The organism is Massilia cavernae, from assembly GCF_003590855.1.
Lineage (GTDB): Bacteria > Pseudomonadota > Gammaproteobacteria > Burkholderiales > Burkholderiaceae_D > Telluria_A > Telluria_A cavernae.
Genome location: NZ_QYUP01000140.1, coordinates 1 through 15,814 on the forward strand (window position 1 = coordinate 1; position 15,814 = coordinate 15,814).

Here is a 15,814-nt window from a genome sequence, read left to right on the forward strand (position 1 = left end):
TTTTTCTAATGCATGTGCATTTGATCTTTGTCAAAAAATACCGCCGTGAAGTCTTCACAAAAGAGATTCTTGACGACCTGCGCCCGATGTTCGCAAGCGTCTGCATGGACTTTGAAGCGGAACTGGTGGAGTTCGACGGCGAGAACGACCACGTTCACCTTTTGGTGATCTACCCGCCCAAGGTAGCCGTTTCCAATCCGGTCAACAGACTGAAAGGTGTTTCCAGCCGCATGATTCGGAAGAAGAGGAAGGCTAAGGTGCGGACTGGTGAGTACGCGACGGAAAGCGAAGTTATCCGCGACGGTCTGCGTGCTCTCCCGGCGCGTGATCGGGCTATCGAAAGTTGGCTGCACGATCAGGTAGGGCCGGCATATGACGCATTGAAAGCCGATCCGGCCCGAGCTGTCACTGTTGACCAGGTGCGCACCCGCTTAGCCGCCGAGTACGCCAAGGCGCGATGAGCTATCGCGTCATCCACCATCTAGATCTGCAAGTTCGGGGCCACCATTTAGGTCGAGATCGTGGTCTGTCTCCGATCTACAAATGCTACCCATAATTGTTACAGTTGTAAGCTTGCGTGTGGGGCAAGCCTGGTTTCGGATATCGTGGGCGTTGTGAGGGTTATGGGATCCCGCGTTCGCGGGATCGACGGTGCTAAGGCTCGCGGCCCCAAAGATGTCGTTCCCGCGCAGGTCTCGGCGGCCCCGCGGAACCCATACCCGCCAGCAATATCAACACCTTATGATCAGGAACCCTGCACCAGCTTCTGCAAGGCCTCCGGCTTAATAATAATCAAGCGGTGCGAATCCTTCTGCACGATTCCCTGCTGCACCAGCGTCAACAATGCGCGCGTCACGGTCTCGCGGCTGGTGTTAATCATGTTGGCAATGTCCTGGTGCGTCGGTAAATTCTCGACCACCGGCTGCGCGCCCGGCTGGTCGCCCGGCTTGCGCTGCATGAGCACCAGGTAGGTGTAGATCCGCTTCGCGGTGTTATTAATGGACAGCAGCGCTCGGAACTCGGAGTCGCGCTGGATCTTCTGCGCCAGGTGCTTGAGCATCTGGCTGGCCACCGACGGCGAATGCGAGAACAGGTGCATCGCGGTCGGCGCCGGCAGGAATGCCACCAGCACTTCCGTCATCGCTACAACCGACGCCGAACGGGTGGAATTGTTGATCAGGGCGATTTCGCCGAAGAAGTCGCCCGGGGCCAGCATGCGCAGGCCGATCGCGCGCCCATCCTCGGTAATGTCGATCACCTGCAACTGTCCCGACAGCAGGAACAGCAGGCCGTCGCCGCTGCCGCCTTTCTGCAGCACGATGTCGCGCTTGTTGTGCTGGCGGATGCGCAGCTCCGACTTGACGCGGATGATCTCTTCGTCGTTCAGCTCCGACAGCAAGGGAATCTTGCGCAGGTGCACCTGGACCTGGCGCTCCTCGGGGGCCGGCGCGGCGGGCTGATTGTCAGGGATGGTTGCTTCCTTGTTGGACGCCATACTCGTTTTTCTCGGTGGTTCTACATGCGCCGGGTCAGGCAAACATCGGGGCTATCTGGGTACAGGCGGCGGCAAATGCAATACCGGCGGCATTGGCGCCGATGTCGCGCCAGCAAAATGAGCGGTCCGGCACCAGCGCCTGCAGGCACTCGATGACCCATCCGCCAACCAGCAGGCCGAGCAGCCAGGCCGCGCTCTCGACGGCGCCGTCGGCAATCCGCAGCGCCAGCCCGCTCAGCACGGCAAAAGCGGCGAAATGCATGACTTTGTCGTTCGGCAGCGGCGGCAGCCAGCGGTTCGGTACCAGGCAGCCGGCGGACAGGGCAGCCGCTGCGCCCACAAACATCATGACTTCCCCGCCCATGCAATCCCTTACGCAATTTCCAGTAAGCCAGATTGTATACGGTCAGAAGCCCTGGACATGCCAGCTGAGCTGGAGAAGCCGGTTATTGTACTGAAACAGCGAAATATCTTCCTTATTGCGTACCGCGCGCGCCTCAAGCTGCAGCGACTGGTTCTTGCGGACCGGGTACACCAGGGTGCCCCGCAAGATGTGGGTGGCCTGCTTGCGCACCTGGTCGATCAGGCCGGGCGCATACGGCAGCTCGCTGTTCCAGCCCTGGCGCGTGTAGCCCAGCTCGCCGTTCAGGTCGCCCCACAGCTTGCGCCGCGCCAGCAGGTTCACCGCCACGCCGTCGCGGCTGCCGCCCGGGCGCTCGGCGCTGGCGCGGTCGTCCAGGATGCCGACGCTGGCGCTGGCGTACAGGTCGTCCTTGCGGTACGAGAACTGGCCGCGCAATTCGAAGGTGTTCGAATCGAAATTGCTCAGCGTGACGTATTCGGTGCGGGTGATGCCGCCCATCAGGTTGAACACCAGGCTGTTGGGCAAAGGCAACGGCGGTCCGATGCGCGCCTGCAGCTGCAGCTGGCGCTGGTAGAAATGGCCGCCCAGGCTGGTCGTGCCCAGCATGGCGGTGGTGCGCAGCGTCCAGCGGCCGAAGCGGTAGGGGCTTTCCACCCCCATGTACAGCGAGGCGCTGTCGTACTGGCGCAGCGTATCGTTGCGGCGGCCCTGGAACTGGACGAAACCGATGGTGCCGTTCGGCGTCACCTCGCGCATGTACTCGGCCGCCAGCATCGTGTACTGGTCGTGCTTGGGCAGGAAGTCCGGCAGCAGCGGCAGCTCGATCTGGCCGCCATTGCGGTCGATGATGTAGCTCGGCTTGCTGGCGCCCTGGTTGACGTTCTGGTCGATGCCGCGGCCCAGCACCAGCGACGAGGCGCTGATCGCGTGCCAGCGGTCGCAGCCGGTCTGGCGCGCCTCTTCGATCAGCTCGAGAATGCCTTGCGGCGGGTTGAAGCGCGTTTCGATGATGGCGAACAGGCGCTCGGCTTCATCGGCGTGGCCGAGGCTGCACTGGATCAGCGCCACTTCGAGATAGGCGCCGGCGTGCATCGGTTCCTTTTCGATCACCCGCATCAGCGTTTCCGAGGCGTCGTTCTTGCGGCCCTCGGCCAGCGACTGCAGTGCGTCCTCGTACAGGTCCAGCTGCGGCGCTTCCGGCTCCGGTGGATGCTGCGGGGCCGCCCCGGAACAGGGCAGCGCGGCCAGGGCCAGCAGCGCGGCCGCGAGTTTGTGCATGGCCGTCATGCCGGCGTTCCCTCGGTTGCCGCTTGTCCCGCGGCCGCGCCCGGCGCCATGTCGCCGTGGCAAAGGGTAAACAGGGTGGTCGGCTTTTCCTTGCCGCGCAGCAGGCGCTCGCCCAGCGGGATAAAGCTGTGGCGGGTGGCGCGTTCGACCGTGCCGGCGCCGACGATCACGTTGTGGCTGAAGTCGCGCGCGGCCTGTTCGAGGCGCGAGGCGGTGTTTACGCTGTCGCCCACCGCCGTGTAGATGCTGCGGAAGGAAGTGCCGAAGTCGCCCGCCATGGCCGGGCCGCTTTCGATGCCGATGCGCACCCGCAGCGACGGGAAGCCGGCGGCCATCCGTTCCTGGCTCATGCGTTCGACCCGGCGCGTGATCTCGCGCGCGGCGTCCAGCGCCAGGTCGGCGTGCTGGTCGACCGGCAGCGGCGCGCCCCAGAACGCCACCAGGCCGTCGCCGGTGTACTTGTCCAGCGTCCCCTGGCGCGCGATGACGGGCTCGGTCAGGCAGTCGAGGAAGTCGCGCGTCAGGCTAGCCGCGTCCTCCACCGGCAGCGACTCGACCTGGCTGGTATAGCCTTCCATGTCCGCGATCAGGGTGGTCACGTCCAGTTGGCGCGGGCGCAGCGGATCCTCGATGTCGCTGCGCAGCAGCTGGGCCACGACTTCCGGCGCTACGTACTGGCGCAGGGTGTCGAGCAGGTGGCGCGAGCGTTGCTGCGAACGTTGCCACTGGTAGGGCACGGCCACGGCCAGCAGGAACAGGTTGGTGGCCAGCGGCGCGGTGGTCGAAAAATCGGGGTCGTGGCGGCTGGTGAAATAAGCAACGGTGACCCACGCTACCGACACCGCCGCCAGCAGGCCGAGGCTGGCCACGGCCGACAGGCGCGGGAAGGCGAAGGTGGCGAGCAGGGCGGCGCCAAGCGCGAACAGGCAGGCCAGCAGCGCGCCCGGCCAGCGCGCGGGCGCTTTGCCTTCCTGCATGTCGAGCAAGGTGGACAGCATGGTGGCCTGCACGCCCAGGCCGGGGCGGTTGGCCGCCAGCGGGGTGGACACGCGGTCGCCCTGGCCCATCGAGGAGGAACCGATCACCACCAGGCGCCCGCTGACGCTGGCCGGATCGATCTTTTCGTGCAGGATTTCAGCGGCGGTGACGACGGTGTAGGCGCTCCAGTCGCGCTTGTAGTCGACGCGTACCAGTCCTGTATCGGGCAACGCCAGCGGCGGCTTGCCGGAACAGCAATTGATCAGGGTCAGCGCCAGTGCGGGATACTGGCGGCCGTTGAAGGTGGTAAGCAGGGGCACGCGGCGCAAGGTGCCGTCGTCGTCGGGGATGAAGCCGATGTTGCCGACCCTGGACGCGTGCGCCAGGCCGGCATGGTTGGCGATGTAGCCGGTGGCTTCGACGCCGCTGGCGGCATAGTTGCCCACGTCGCCGGCCAGCACGCCTTCGCGCAGCGGCTGCGGACGCTTGGCCTGGTAGTCGAAGGCCTGGGCCAGCACGACCGGGCCGTGGGCGGCCAACGCGGCCAGGCGCAGGTCGCCGCCGTGGTCGGCCGGTTCGGCAAAGAACACGTCGAGCGCCACGCCGCGCGCGCCATAGGTACTGACCAGTGTTTCCACCAGCTGGGCGATGCGTTCGCGCGGCCATGGCCACGGGCCCAGCGCGCTGGTGCTGCTTTCGTCGATGTCCACGACCAGGATGCGCGGCTCGGGCGCGTTGCTTACCTGCAACTTGATAAAGACATCACGCAGCCATTCGTTGCCGAAATACGACACCTGGCGCGGCGCGCCAAACTGCAACCAGACCGTCAGCAGGACGGCAATGGCGGCAATTGTCCAACGGACAATGCCTGCCGGAAGGCGGAACGGCCGGCGCCGCGCAGGATGGGAAGGGGGATTTTCTAGCACGCCGGCTGGAAAGTGGATCAACACTTGTTCTGAATAAACATTCAGTATATCGCGTTGGGAGCGGCCGTAACACATTTGCTACAAAATGTAAGCGCCTGATTGCCATAGGGAACTTGCTCTAGAATGTGACCGTCGTCACGGAAAACAGGTTTCCACCTCCGGATAATGGTGGAAAAGGGGAAAACTATGCTGCGTCATCTACTCGTAACCGCCGGTCTCGCGCTCGCTGCGCAAGCCGCACATGCTGCCGATGCCGGCAAGATCATCTTTGTGGCAGGCAATGCCCAGGTGGTCGACCGCCCGGCCAGCGAAGGCGCGCGCGTGCAGGAAGGCGAGCTGCTGACCACCGGCGCTGACGGCTTCATCTACGTCAAGACGATCGACAACGGCCTGTTCATCCTGCGCCCGAATACGACGGCGCGCATCGCCACCTACCATGTCGACGCCAGGAATCCCGCCAACACCCGCATCAAGCTCGAATTGCTGAGCGGAGTGGCGCGCAGCCGTTCCGGCGAGGCCGTCAAGCTGGCGCGCCAGAACTTCCGCTTCAACACCCCGGTCGCGGCGATCGGCGTGCGCGGCACCGACTTTACCGTTTTCACCGACGACAATACCTCGCGCGTTGCCGTCATTTCCGGCGGCATCGTGGTCAGCGGCTTCGCGGACGCTTGCCGTCCGGAAGGCGCCGGCCCCTGCGACGGCACCGCCAGCCGCGAGCTGTCGGCGGCCCAGCGCGGCCAGCTGCTGCAGGTGCGGCGCGGCCAGGCTACGCCCCAGCTGATGCAGGGCGGCACCCTCGGCCCGGATGAAATCGCGCCGCCGCGCGGCGATGAACCGATCGGCAAGAATGCCGGCGCGTCGGTCGAACTGAACCTCGATGCCAAGAAAAGCGAGCGCGTCAGCGCCGCCGTGGGCCAGGTCCCGTTGACGTCGCCGCCACCGCCAGTGGTGGACGTGCCGCAGGCGCCGGAGCGCCAGGTGCTGTGGGGCCGCTGGCAGCCGGTGCTGGGCAACGCGCCGACCATCGGCCTGGCCGGTCCTGAAGGTTCCGAGCGCATCGTCGCCGGCAACTTCGCCATCTTCCGCACCACCGGCCGCGACTATGTGGCGCCGGAACAGGGCAGCATCGGCTTTGCCATGAAGGGCGGCGAGGCATATGTATTCAACGACGACCCGACGAAATCGCCGGTCGCGGCGACGATGAACAATGGCAAGCTGAATGTCGATTTCGGCAGCAAGAGCTTTGCCACCAGCTTCGACCTGGCCGCGGGCGGCGACGTATACAAGATGCGCGCCGACGGTGCGCTGCGCAGCGATGGCCGCCTGTTCGGCAACAGCGCTTTCATCCACCCTACTAATATGAATGTGGACGGCGTGCTGAGTAATGAAAACGGCGGCAGTGCTGCCTACCTGTTCCAGGGGCGCCTGGATGACCAGCGCACCGCGAACGGGGTCACTTTCTGGGGTAAGTAAGGCGCCAGGCAAACCCGGCAGTTTTCACGCGCAGCCCCGGCCTGTTCCGGGGCTGTTTATTTCCCGGCGCATCACAAGCGTATTTGCACAGAAAATGGGCGTTTTGTGATGTTTTTTAAATATCGCCTAGCGGAAAATTGTTTCGAGTTGTAAGCATCGCAATATGTTTTTAACGATATTGGTCGTTGCTTAACGTGAACAAGCGTCGCTCCGTGCAGATTGACCCGCGGCCGCCGTTCCCGCGCGATTTCCCTATGGCGGAGCGTTATTTCAACCCGCCATGCATACTCCCTTTGTTCTTGCTTTCGGAGCAATCTTCTCTGATAATGGCCCGCCGAATGGATTCGTGGCAAAAGTTGCGAATTTCCGAGGAGATTGTTCATTAATGTGATGACCATCACATAAATAGAACAGTTCCTTCTGAGATCATTCGGGACGTTGGATTGCAGGCGTCAGAAAGTGAAGCTGCAAAAGTTAAATTGATTGATTCATCCTCCTAGGAGTAATAAATGGGTATCTACACCGAAGCAATTCAAAAGCTGTACGTCGCTTACTTCAACCGTCCAGGTGACGTCGCTGGCCAGACCTACTGGGAAAACGTTGTTGCCAATGCAAAAGGCAACACTTCCGCTGTTTCCGCTGCATTCGCCGCTTCGGCAGAGTACAAGGCTGCTTACGCTGGCCAAACCGAATACCAGATCATCAACAAGATCTACAACAACCTGTTCGGCCGTGACGCTGAACCAGCAGGCCTGACCTTCTGGGGCCAGGCTCTGATCAACAAGGCCATCACCATCGATCTGGCCGTCAAGACCATTTCGGAAGCTGCTCAGGGCACCGACGCAACTGCATTCAAGAACAAGGTAGCAGCTGCAACAGTGTTCACCGCAGCCCTGGACACCAGCACCGAAATTCTGGCATACAGCGGCGACCTGGCAAACGGCGTAGGCAAGTCCTACATCGCTTCGGTCACCACCGACGCATCGCTGGCCACCGCTATCTCGACTGCTAACCTGGACGCAACCATCGCTGCGGTTATCGCAGCTGCTCCACAGCAAGTTGGCACCACCTTCACCCTGACCCAAGGCCTGGACACCATTATTGGTACCGCAAACAACGACACCATCAACGTCCACAACTTCAACACGACGACCGGCGCTCTTCAGACCAACCTGTCGGCCTTCGACAGCGTCGACGGTTCCGCAGGTAACGACACGCTGAACATCGATGTCACTGGTGGCTTCAATTCCCCGATCACCGGCACCATCAAGAACGTCGAAACCATCAACATCACCGGCGGTCCGGTCGCTGTTGACGCATCGAAGTTCGTTGGCGCAACCAACGTCAACCAGATCGGCGCTGCTGGTGCAGTCACCAACCTGGCTGCTACCACCACCGCAACCTTTACCGGTATCGGCGCTGCCGCAGCTCTGAGCGTTGCAGCTGCTGGTACTTCGGCTAAAGTAGCCCTGTCCGGCGTTGACGAAACCGCTACCGTAGCAGTTTCCGGCACGACCCTGAACAGCGTAACCGTTTCCGGTACCCGCGTTGACGGCGCTGACGCTGGCACCACCGTATCGGCTCTGGCCCTGACCGTTACCGCCGGTACCGACGTTCAGTCGGTTTCGGTGAACACCGCAGGTGCGACCACCCTGACCGTTGTTGACGCCGCATCGGCTGCAACCAAGAAAGTAACCACCGTTGACGCATCCGCTTCGGCTGGCGCAGTTACCTTCGCTGGCGATGCTGAAACTGTCAACATCCTGTCCGGCGCTGGCGCCGACGACCTGACCGTGACTAGCGCTACCGTGGTTGCTTCCACCGGTGTTACCGCGGTTAGCGCTACTGTAACTTCGGGTGCAGGCAACGACAAAGTTACCGTCTCCACCACCGGTACCGGCGCAACCACCGTCAACACCGGCGCTGGCGACGACACGGTCAATGTCACCGCTCGCGGCACTGGCGTTCTGACCGTTGACCTGGGCGACGGCGTCGATACCTTCACTTCGACAGTTGCAGTCAACGCAACCGACGTGATCAACGCAGGTGCTGGCGTTGACACCCTGCTGCTGAGCCTGGTTGGCGCTGCCAACATCGGTGCGTTCTCCGGCTTCGACATCTTCGATACCGTTGGCCTGAGCACCGGCGGCGACAAGACCCTGGACGTCGATATCCTGGCTTCGAAGAATACCGTCACCGAATTCGTGGCTTCGGGCTCGACCGGTGGCATCGCTACCCTGACCAACATTGGCGCAGGCGTAGGCTTCCGTGCTACCGCTGACATGGCTGCCAGCTCGGTGGTTCTGACTCAGAAGGCCGCTGGCGCGATCACCGTGACCGTTGATGCTGACGAAACTGCAGCTGCTGACACCGCAGCCGACACCGCAGTGGCAACCGTTTCGGCAACCAACGCTAGCTCGGTCAAGGCTGTCTTCGACACCGCGTTCAAGGCTTCTATCACTGGCGAAGGCGCCGCAGGCGACAACGTTGCTACCCTGAACCTGACCGCAGCAGCTGCAACCTCGGTTGAAGTTGTTTCGGGCGGCGCGCTGGCAAACAACGTACTGGTTCTGATCGCGGGCGAAGCAACCACCGTCACCATCACCGGCGACCGTGCTCTGAACCTGAGCGGCGCCGCTGCCAAGCTGGGCACCATCGACGGTTCCGCAGCAACTGGCGGCCTGACCGTTTCGACCGCAATGGTTAAAGATGGCGGCACCATCAAGCTGGGTTCGGGCGCTGACATCATCACCATCGGTGCTGCTTCGGTACCTACCGGTATTGAGTCGGTTTCGGGCTTCGAGAAGACCGCTGCTGCTGCTGTCGGCACGGATGCAACCGCTGCTGCTGCTGCACAAGTTGGCGCCGACGTGCTGGTTGCTGCTGGTGCAACCCTTGTTGCTGACGCAATCGTCTTGGCTGGCGGCTCCGTCGGTACCAAGGGCGTGCTGACCTTCACCGGCGCTGGTCCTACGACCCTGGACGCAGCAATCGTTATCGCTGCTTCGGCGGCGCAAGAAGGCGAAGTTGTTGCGTTCGAATACCTGGGCAACAGCTACGTGTACGCAAACGCAGCCACTGACGTAGTTGTCAAGCTGGTTGGCATCACCGGCATCACCAACCTGGCTGAAGTCGGCACCGACGGCACCTCCAACACCTTCTTCATCGTTTAATTTCCTAACGGAGAGCATTCCTCGCGCAAGCGGGGAATGTCGATGGCGAAAGTCACAAAAAAGCCCGCTGCTTCACCGCAGCGGGTTTTTTTTGGCCTATGCAATTTGAATCGATCGCTCAGGGAGTTCCAATGGGTATCCATACTCAGGCCGTGCAAAAACTGTACGTAGCATATTTCAGCCGCCCCGCCGACGTGGCGGGCCTGCAATACTGGGAGTCTGTGATCGCCATGGCCAACGGCAGCACGGCGGCGGTATCGGCTGCTTTTTCCGCCTCGGCCGAATACCAGGCCGCCTTTGCCGGCAAGGATGAGGCGGGCATCATCACGATGGTCTACCAGAACCTGTTCGGCCGCGCGCCGGAACCGGCCGGCCTCGACTTCTGGAGCCGCGCGCTGATCCGCAAGGATGTCACCACCTCCGAGGTCGTCACCATGATTTCCGAAGCCGCCGTGGGCAGCGACAAGGCCGCCTTCGCCAACAAGGTGACCGGCGCGACCGCTTTCAGCAACGCGCTCGACCTGACCATGGAAATCCTTGCATACACGGGCAACAAGGCCAACGCCACCGTCAAGGCCTTCCTGGCTGGCATCACCACCGATGCCAGCCTGGCGGCCGCGATCGAGCCGAAGGCGCTCGACGCCTTCATCGAGCGCCTGGTCACGGGCGATCCACCGCCTCCGGTCTTGACCACCTTCGACGTCACCGGCCTCGACAAGGTCTTCGACACGGACCATATCAATGCGCCCGGCAAGCTGATCGAATACATCGCCACCGGTTCGGTGGGCAGCGCCGTGTTGCTCAACGTCGCGCCAGGTTCAAGCTTCCGCGCCCTGGGCGATATGGGAGGCAGCGAACTGTCCATTATCCAGAGGAACGCCGGCCCGATCATGGTGGCGCTCGACGCCGACGAAACGGCGGCAGCGGACTTGGACATCGAGACCGTTACGGCCCGCGTGCGCGTGGAAGCGCCGACCACGCTGAAAGTCGTCTTCGATTCTGCGTTCAGGGCGACGGTCGAGGGCGAAATCACTACAGGCGACAACGTGGCCGCCTTCCATGTAGCGGCCGGCGCCAAGGCCGTGGAGCTGGTGTCCGGCGGCACGCTGGCCAACAATGTGCTTCATTACACCGATACCGTAGGCGAACTGGCCACCATCAAGCTCACCGGCGCCAGCGACCTGATCCTGAACACCTCGGGAACGGCGGCGCTTACGTTGATCGATGCGTCCACGTTCACCGGGCGCCTGACCATGTCGACCGCTTTGCTCGCCAACGGCGGATCGCTGATGCTTGGCAGCGGCGCCGACCATGTAACGTTGGCGCCTGCCTCTAGTTCCGCCGCGCCGGAAAATATCGTCAACTTCGCGAAGGCGGCTGCCGCCGCGGTCGGTAGCGACACTGGGGCAGCCAGCGCAGCCCAGGCGGTAGCCGACATCCTGTCCTTCGGCCAGGTGGCGGCGGTCGCGAACGCGAATCCGGCGGTCACCACCGGCACGATCGTCAACGGCGTACTGAAGTTCACAGGCGCCGGCCCGACCGACCTCGGCTCCGCGCTCGCGATCGCCAACCTGGCCGCCGAGACGCCGGGCGAACTGGTGGTGTTCGAGTACGTTGGGCGCAGTTACGCGTTTTTGCAGGGTAGCGACCTGGCAGTGCAGCTGGTGGGCGTCACCGGCGTGACCCACATCGCCGAAGTCGGCTCGAGCGATACCTTCTTTATCGTTTGAGGCCAGGCTGCCGGGCAGCAGCCCGGCAGCGATTTCAGGGCCGTGCGTACGCGGCGGCGCCGGCTTGCTACAATCGTAATTCGATCTTGCAGTAATCGCTCATTCAAACAACAGGAGTTGCAATGGACTGGACAGCTGGCTACGCATCGGACATCGAATATACTGCGGGCTTCTACCGCGAACAGGCGCCTTTCAACCTTAATTTCGCCTGTGTGTTGAACGGCATCGAGCCGGTCGACACCAGTAAGCCCTTCACCTATTTCGAGCTAGGCTTCGGGCGCGGCCTGACGGCCACCGTGCTGGCCGCCACCGCCGCCCATGGCCGCTTCTACGCGGCGGACTTCAACCCGGCGCATGTGGCCGGAGCACGGCAGATGGCCCAGGAAGCGAAGCTGGACAACCTGACGTTGCTGGAAAACAGCTTCGAGGAACTGGCCGAAGGCCAGGTCGCGGACCTGCCGCAGTTCGATTTCATCACCCTGCATGGGATCTACACTTGGGTGACGGCCGAAAACCGCCGCCACATCGTCAAGTTCATCCGGCGCTACCTGAAGCCGGGCGGCATTGTCTACCTCGGCTACAATGCGATGCCGGGCTGGAGCGTATCGCTGCCGTTGCAGCGACTGATCGTCGAGTACGCCGACTTGCACCCGAACCGCAGCGACGTCCAGGTCAAGGCCGCCACCGACTTCATCGACAAGCTCGACCAGGCCAAGGCAGGCTACTTCGAGGTCGCCCCGGCGCTGCGCCAACGCCTCGACACCCTGAAAACCGCCAATCCGAATTACCTGGTGCACGAGTACATGCACAAGCACTGGCAGCCGATGTACTTCGCGGACGTCGTGCGCGACCTGGCGGAGGCCAAGTTGGACTACGCAGGATCGGCCGAAGCCTCGTCCAACTTCACCGCGTTGTTCCTGAATGAGGAAAAACAGGCGGTAATCAATGCCAACCCGGACCCGATTTTCCGGCAAACGGTGAAGGATTACTTCCTTAATACGGCGTTCCGGAAGGACGTGTTCGTCCGCGGCGCGCGCCGCATGAGCCAGGTTCGTCAGACCGAATGGCTATTGGCGTGCGGGGTGGCGCTGACCGTGCCGCGCGACGAGGCCACGCTGTCGCTGAAACTGCCGGAAGGTAATGTGAACGCGAAACCCGAGGTCTACAACCCGGTGCTCGACGCGCTGGCCGATGGCCCGAAAACCATCCGCGAACTGCGTTCCTTGCCGGGCCTGCAGCAGGTTCCGGTGCCGAGCCTGGCCCAGGTTGTGGCGCTGCTCACATCGTCCGGCCAGGCGAACATCTTCTTCGGGGCTGCCGACCACAAGTCGGTGGACAGCGCCGCCCAGATGAACCGGGTCTTGGGTTCGAAAGCACGCTACGGCGACGAGTTCCAGACATTGGCCTCCCCCTTGCTGGGTAGCGGCGTCGGTGCCGGCCTTATCGACCGCTTGTTATTCGATGCGCTCGAGCACAACGTCAATCCGGAAGATACCGCAGCCCTGGCGGAGCACATCTGGGCCATCCTCGGGAGCCAGGGGCGCCAGATGCTAAAAGATGGCAAGGCGCTCACTACAGCGGAAGAGAACCTGTCGGATATTCGCGACAGGGTCGACACCATCGTCCGAACCCGCCTGCCGCTGTGGCGCCAGCTGGGCATACGCCGCTAACCCGGTACAACGCGCACGCTTGGCGGGGTTCCCCCTGCAAGCGTGCGTCGCAATACCTTGATGCAGCCGTAAAATCCTCCACCTTTGGCCGGCGTCGCACGGACGCCGCCGCCTCGCAAAATAAAAAATGTGATGTACATCACATTTTTTCTTGGTTTTCAGCGATAATGTGACGCCCAGAATGTTTCCTATGGGATTCGGAGTCGGTATGGCTCCGGTGGCGCCCCGGCTCGATCAGCCGGCGGAATGCCTTTCCTTTCGCACTTAATGCGGTCATCCACTAATGATAAATAAACTCCTTCAATCGAAAAACGAGATCGAGCAGGCGCTACTCTCATTCAAGAGTACCTTCTTCACGATCGGCATGTTCAGCGCGATTACCAATCTGTTGATGCTGGCGCCGTCGATTTACATGCTGCAGGTTTACGACCGCGTGCTGGCCAGCGGCAACGAGATCACGCTGCTGATGCTGACCGTGCTGATGCTGGGCGCCTTCCTGCTGATGGGCGCGCTGGAACTGATCCGTTCGTTCGTTCTGATCCGTGTAGGCGCAAAGTTCGACATGCAGCTGAACAAGCGCGTGTACACGGCCGCTTTCGAGCAGAACCTGAAGCAGGCGGGCGGCAACGCCGGCCAGGCCCTGTCGGACCTGACCAGCTTGCGCCAGTTCCTGACCGGTAACGCGTTGTTCGCCTTCTTCGACGCGCCGTGGTTCCCGATCTACCTGATCGTCATCTTCTTCTTCGAGCCGTCGCTTGGCTTCTTTGCGCTGGGCGGCACCGTGATCCTGGTCGCGCTGGCCTATATTAATGAGCGCGTGTCGCGCAAGCCGCTCGCCGAAGCCAATACCATGTCCATAACCGCCGGCAACTTGGCGACGAACAACCTGCGCAACGCGGAGGTGATCGAATCGATGGGCATGCTGCCGAACCTGCTGAGCCGCTGGTTCAAATTGCATGGAAAATTCCTGCACTTGCAGGCGGAAGCAAGCGAGAAGGCCGGCATTGTCGGCGCCGTCACCAAATTCGTGCAGGTGTCGCTGCAATCGCTGGTGCTGGGCTTTGGCGCGCTGCTGGCCATCGAAGGCAAGATTACCCCCGGCATGATGATCGCCGCATCGATCCTGGTCGGCCGGGCGCTGGCGCCGGTTCAGCAGGTCATCGGCGTGTGGAAGAGCTTCAGCACGACCCGAAGCGCCTATGATCGCCTGAGCAAGCTGCTGGAAGCGAATCCTGCCCGTGAGGCGGGCATGCCCCTGCCCAAGCCGCAAGGCGCGCTCAGCGTCGAGGCGGTGACGGCCTCGCCTCCGGGCACCAAGATCGCTGTGATCAAGAACCTGACTTTCGCGATCGCTCCTGGCGATGTGCTCGGCGTGATCGGCCCCAGCGGTTCGGGCAAGTCGACCCTGGCGCGCCTGCTGGTGGGCGTGTGGCCGGCCCTGATGGGCAAGGTGCGCCTGGACGGCGCCGACATCTACCATTGGAACAAGGGTGAACTGGGTCCGAACATCGGCTACCTGCCGCAGGATATCGAACTGTTCGGCGGCACTGTCAGCGAAAACATCGCGCGCTTTGGCGAGATCGATCCGGAGAAAGTGGTGCAGGCAGCCAAGCGCGCCGGCGTCCATGACCTGATCCTGCATTTCCCTGAAGGTTACGACACCAAACTGGGCGACGGCGGCGCCGGCCTGTCCGGCGGCCAGAAGCAGCGCCTCGGCCTGGCGCGCGCCATGTACGGCGACCCGTCCGTGATCGTGCTCGACGAACCGAACTCGAACCTTGACGACGTCGGCGAACAGGCACTGGTGCAAGCGGTGCTTGACCTGAAACAGCGCGGCAAGACCATCGTGCTGATTACCCACCGTACCAGCATTATTGGCGCGACCAACAAGCTGCTGCTGATGCGCGATGGCGCAGCGCAGGCCTTCGGCCCGACCCAGCAGGTGCTGGCGGCACTGCAGGAGGCCAACCAGAAAGTGCTGCAGGCACAGCAACAAGCCCAGCAGCAGGCCCAGGCCGCCCAGCAGCAGGCCCAGGCCGAGGCGCAAGCCCAGCTGGCGGCACAGCAGCTGGCGCAACAGCAGGCGGGGACGGCCGCAACGGCCGCGGCAGGCAACGGCGCCGCGGCAACGACGGAACAGGAATAAGAACATGAAAGCACTTCAAGACAAGAGCCAGGCGACAGAAGTCATCGCGCACGACGTGTCGCCGCTAACGGTCAACACCGATGCCGGCGCATATAGCAAGCTGGGCTGGATAATCGTCCTGGCCGGCGTCGGCGGCTTCCTGCTGTGGGCGCTGCTGGCCCCGCTCGACAAGGGCGTGCCGATGTCGGGCGCGGTCACCGCCGAATCGAACCGCAAGCAGGTGCAGCACCTGCAGGGCGGCACCATCCAGCAGATCCTGGTCAAGGACGGCGACGTGGTCAAGGCCGGCCAGGTGTTGGTGCGCATGAATCCCGTGATGGCCAAGTCGGCGTCGGACATCACCAGTGGCCAGTACCTGACCGTGCGCGCGACCGAGGCGCGCCTGCTTGCCGAACGCGACGGCGCCAAAAAGCTGACCTTTCCGGCCGAGCTGCAAAACGACCAGGCCGACCCGCGCCTGGCCGAGCTGAAAAGCCTGCAGAGCCAGCTGTTCGTGTCGCGCCAGTCCTCGCTTCAAAGCGAACTGGGCGCGTATGACGAAAACATCGCCGGCCTCAAGCTGCAGATGCAGG

Annotated in this window: 11 protein-coding genes and 1 pseudogene; 8 read left to right on the forward strand and 4 right to left on the reverse strand. The window is 62.7% G+C overall.

The genetic code is table 11. From position 1 onward, the window contains the following. Both tnpA and D3872_RS25755 read left to right on the forward strand, forming a co-directional pair. Window positions 1–248, forward strand: a pseudogene (gene tnpA, locus D3872_RS25750) (IS200/IS605 family transposase); the annotation flags it as partial. Then, window positions 231–461 carry a ribbon-helix-helix domain-containing protein gene (locus tag D3872_RS25755; RefSeq protein WP_182915854.1) on the forward strand — a complete coding sequence of 77 codons (231 nt, stop codon included), beginning with the start codon at window positions 231–233 and terminating at the stop codon, window positions 459–461. The pseudogene tnpA and the gene D3872_RS25755, both read left to right, overlap by 18 nt. 284 nt (window positions 462–745) lie before the next feature. On the opposite strand, the gene D3872_RS18175 is transcribed toward D3872_RS25755, so the two are convergent. The 4 genes from D3872_RS18175 to D3872_RS18190 are packed head-to-tail and all read right to left on the reverse strand — an operon-like array spanning window position 746 to window position 5,071. Next, window positions 746–1,495 carry a Crp/Fnr family transcriptional regulator gene (locus D3872_RS18175; RefSeq protein ID WP_119812131.1) on the reverse strand — a complete coding sequence of 250 codons (750 nt, stop codon included), beginning with the start codon at window positions 1,493–1,495 and terminating at the stop codon, window positions 746–748. A 34-nt stretch (window positions 1,496–1,529) separates the two neighbouring features. Beyond that, window positions 1,530–1,844 (reverse strand): VanZ family protein, encoded by a 315-nt coding sequence (locus D3872_RS18180; protein WP_229459398.1) that lies wholly within the window; start codon window positions 1,842–1,844, stop codon window positions 1,530–1,532. Between the two features lie 57 nt (window positions 1,845–1,901). Further along, window positions 1,902–3,137 (reverse strand): tetratricopeptide repeat protein, encoded by a 1,236-nt coding sequence (locus tag D3872_RS18185; protein WP_119812141.1) that lies wholly within the window; start codon window positions 3,135–3,137, stop codon window positions 1,902–1,904. 5 nt (window positions 3,138–3,142) lie between these two features. Continuing rightward, complete coding sequence (locus D3872_RS18190; RefSeq protein ID WP_229459399.1) at window positions 3,143–5,071, reverse strand: CHASE2 domain-containing protein; 1,929 nt, start codon at window positions 5,069–5,071, stop codon at window positions 3,143–3,145. 165 nt (window positions 5,072–5,236) lie between these two features. On the opposite strand from D3872_RS18190, the gene D3872_RS18195 reads away from it, so the two are divergent. The 6 genes from D3872_RS18195 to D3872_RS18220 all read left to right on the forward strand — a co-directional run. Further along, window positions 5,237–6,523: a FecR family protein gene (locus D3872_RS18195; RefSeq protein WP_119812134.1), complete on the forward strand. Its 1,287-nt coding sequence runs from the start codon at window positions 5,237–5,239 to the stop codon at window positions 6,521–6,523. A gap of 509 nt (window positions 6,524–7,032) precedes the next feature. After that, a complete protein-coding gene (locus tag D3872_RS18200) occupies window positions 7,033–9,696 on the forward strand; it encodes a DUF4214 domain-containing protein (protein WP_119812135.1) in 2,664 nt (887 codons plus the stop codon). A gap of 131 nt (window positions 9,697–9,827) precedes the next feature. Continuing rightward, complete coding sequence (locus D3872_RS18205; protein ID WP_182915853.1) at window positions 9,828–11,426, forward strand: DUF4214 domain-containing protein; 1,599 nt, start codon at window positions 9,828–9,830, stop codon at window positions 11,424–11,426. 122 nt (window positions 11,427–11,548) lie between these two features. Then, complete coding sequence (locus D3872_RS18210) at window positions 11,549–13,096, forward strand: methyltransferase regulatory domain-containing protein (RefSeq protein ID WP_119812137.1); 1,548 nt, start codon at window positions 11,549–11,551, stop codon at window positions 13,094–13,096. A gap of 283 nt (window positions 13,097–13,379) precedes the next feature. After that, window positions 13,380–15,242 carry a type I secretion system permease/ATPase gene (locus tag D3872_RS18215; protein ID WP_119812138.1) on the forward strand — a complete coding sequence of 621 codons (1,863 nt, stop codon included), beginning with the start codon at window positions 13,380–13,382 and terminating at the stop codon, window positions 15,240–15,242. 4 nt (window positions 15,243–15,246) lie between these two features. Beyond that, on the forward strand, window positions 15,247–15,814 hold a 568-nt coding region (locus D3872_RS18220), incomplete at its 3' end, for an HlyD family secretion protein (RefSeq protein ID WP_119812139.1).

Bases quoted from the DNA above. Each gene is read 5' to 3' on its own strand.
- D3872_RS25755 (WP_182915854.1), top strand. From the start codon at position 231: ATGATTCGGAAGAAGAGGAAGGCTAAGGTGCGGACTGGTGAGTACGCG.
- D3872_RS18205 (WP_182915853.1), top strand. From the start codon at position 9,828: ATGGGTATCCATACTCAGGCCGTGCAAAAACTGTACGTAGCATATTTC.
- D3872_RS18185 (WP_119812141.1), bottom strand. From the start codon at position 3,137: ATGCACAAACTCGCGGCCGCGCTGCTGGCCCTGGCCGCGCTGCCCTGT.
- D3872_RS18215 (WP_119812138.1), top strand. From the start codon at position 13,380: ATGATAAATAAACTCCTTCAATCGAAAAACGAGATCGAGCAGGCGCTA.
- D3872_RS18180 (WP_229459398.1), bottom strand. From the start codon at position 1,844: ATGATGTTTGTGGGCGCAGCGGCTGCCCTGTCCGCCGGCTGCCTGGTA.
- D3872_RS18210 (WP_119812137.1), top strand. From the start codon at position 11,549: ATGGACTGGACAGCTGGCTACGCATCGGACATCGAATATACTGCGGGC.
- D3872_RS18175 (WP_119812131.1), bottom strand. From the start codon at position 1,495: ATGGCGTCCAACAAGGAAGCAACCATCCCTGACAATCAGCCCGCCGCG.
- D3872_RS18200 (WP_119812135.1), top strand. From the start codon at position 7,033: ATGGGTATCTACACCGAAGCAATTCAAAAGCTGTACGTCGCTTACTTC.
- D3872_RS18195 (WP_119812134.1), top strand. From the start codon at position 5,237: ATGCTGCGTCATCTACTCGTAACCGCCGGTCTCGCGCTCGCTGCGCAA.